Source organism: Herbaspirillum sp. B65 (assembly GCF_000333555.1).
Classification (GTDB): Bacteria; Pseudomonadota; Gammaproteobacteria; order Burkholderiales; family Burkholderiaceae_D; genus Herbaspirillum; species Herbaspirillum rubrisubalbicans.
Genome location: NZ_BADI01000827.1, coordinates 1 through 2,262, shown reverse-complemented (window position 1 = coordinate 2,262; position 2,262 = coordinate 1). Strand labels below are relative to the sequence as shown.

Genomic DNA, 2,262 nt, shown 5'->3' with positions numbered 1-2,262 from the left:
AATGGTCAGCATGTTCAGGCTCCCGCGGGGCTGGATGGGTTGTCATGGGCATCGCCTGCGCCACTGCCGAGGTAGGCTTCGATGACCTTGGGGTCAGCCTGGACCTGGGCCGGCTTGCCTTCGGCGATCTTCTGGCCGAAGTCGAGCACGGTGACGGTATCGCAGATGGACATGACCACGTCCATGTGGTGTTCGATCAGGATGATGGTGATGCCGGCTTCGCGGATCTTGCGGATGATGGCAACGAGTTCCTTGATGTCCGGCGCAGTGAGGCCAGCGGCCGGTTCGTCCAGCAGCAACAGACTCGGATTCAAGCCCAGTGCACGGCCGATTTCCAGCAGGCGCTGCTTGCCGTAAGGCAGGTTGCGCGCTTCTTCGTTGGCCAGGTTGGCCAAGCCGACGAACTCCAGGATGGCTGCAGCGCGTTCGCGCGCGGCCTGCTCTTCCCGGACGTAACGGGACGTATTGACCATGACGTCGACCACGTTGCTGCCGAAGGTGTGATGCAGGCCCACCAGCACGTTTTCAGTGGCCGTCATTTCACCGAACAACTGCACGTTCTGGAAGGTCCGCGCCACGCCGCCCAGGGCGATGGCCGAGGGCACATTGCCGGAGATCGGGCGGCCATCGTATTCCACCACGCCATCTGTAGGACGATAGATGCCGGTGAGTACGTTCATCATGGTGCTCTTGCCGGAGCCGTTGGGGCCGATCAGGCCGTGTACGGTTCCCTTGCGCACGTCCAGATCGACGCGATTCAAGGCTTTCAAGCCGCCGAACTGCATCAGTATCTGGTTGACCTTCAACAGCGTGGCCCCCTGATCCTTGACCGAATCGGTCGTGATGACGGCACGCTCCTTGTCGCCCGCGATCTGCTGCGCCACCGGCACATGCTTGGTGAGCAAGCGACCAAACAGGTTGCGGCAGAAGCCGACGATGCCATCCTGCAGGTAATACACCACGAACAGGGTCATCAGACCAAAGATGGTCAGGCGCCAGTCGGTAATATTTTCCAGCTTGTAGGAGAAGGCCGCCATGGCGATGGTCGCCACCACCGGCACGGCCACCCCACGCGCAGTCTTGGTCTTGCGCGCCACCTGTGCGCCAGCCCCCACCACCACGATCACCGCCAGCACGGTGGCGATCTGGCGGAACAGTTCGATGTCCGACAGCAGGCTGGGCAGCATCACCACAATCAGCGCACCGATGAGCGAGCCGATGCGCGACTTGCGTCCGCCCATGATCACCGCCAGCAGGAACAGGATGGTCAGCTCGAAGTTGTAGGTATTGGGCGAGATGTACTCTTCCGAATACGCATACAGGGCACCCGAGAGACCGGCCAACGCAGCGCTGATGATGAAGGCATAGACTTTGTAGCGATACACCGACACGCCCATGCAATCGGAAGCGATCGGGCTGTCACGCAGGGCCTGGAACGCGCGCCCCAGGTTGGACTTGAGGATGCGATGTACCACCAGCATCGAGATCACCATCAAGACCGCCACCAGATAGAAGAACTGCACTTCGCTCATCTTCTCGCCGCCGATCATGGGCTTGTGCAGCTTGATCCCCATCGGGCCTTCGGTGAGGAAGGTCATCTCGTTGATCAGGATCTGGATGATGGTGCCAAAGGCCAGCGTCACCATGGCCAGGTAAGGACCAGTCACGCGCAAGGCCGGCAAGGCCAGGATGGCACCGAACACTGCCGTGACGGCAATGGCGGCCGGTACCGTCACGAAGATCGGCATCCCCAGCTTGAAGAACAGCACGCCGGCCGCATACGAGCCGATGCCGAACAAGCCAGCATGACCCAGCGAGACCTGGCCGGTATAGCCGACCACGATATCCAACCCGAACAGCAGGATGGCGTAAATCAGGATGGTTTCGATCAGGTGCAGGTAATACGGGTTGTGCACCACCATGGGAATGCCGCCCAACGCGACGATACCCAGCAAAGACAGGAGCAGGATTTTCTTGTTCATCGCATCAGACCTTCTTGATCGCAGTTTTGCCGAACAGGCCCGCAGGTTTCACCGCCAGGACCAGCAGCAGCAGCACCAGTCCCGGGACTTCCTTGTAGCCGGTGGAGATATAGAAGCCGGTCACGGTCTCGGCCACGCCCAGGATCAGGCCGCCGACGATGGCGCCCATGCCCGAGGTGAGGCCGCCGATGATGGCCACCGCAAAGGCCTTCAGTCCCAGTGCCGCGCCCATGGTGGCGCCGGTCAGCGTCAGCGGCGCCACCAGCACGCCGGGAAGGCG

Annotated in this window: 2 protein-coding genes; both read right to left on the bottom strand. The window is 61.5% G+C overall.

Annotated elements, in window-relative coordinates:
- Positions 1–14 precede the first annotated feature (14 nt).
- Positions 15–1,982 carry a branched-chain amino acid ABC transporter ATP-binding protein/permease gene (locus tag I5W_RS19730; RefSeq protein WP_044530507.1) on the bottom strand — a complete coding sequence of 656 codons (1,968 nt, stop codon included), beginning with the start codon at positions 1,980–1,982 and terminating at the stop codon, positions 15–17.
- Between the two features lie 4 nt (positions 1,983–1,986).
- The coding region (locus I5W_RS19725; RefSeq protein WP_044530506.1) for an ABC transporter permease subunit at positions 1,987–2,262 on the bottom strand (276 nt) is incomplete at its 5' end.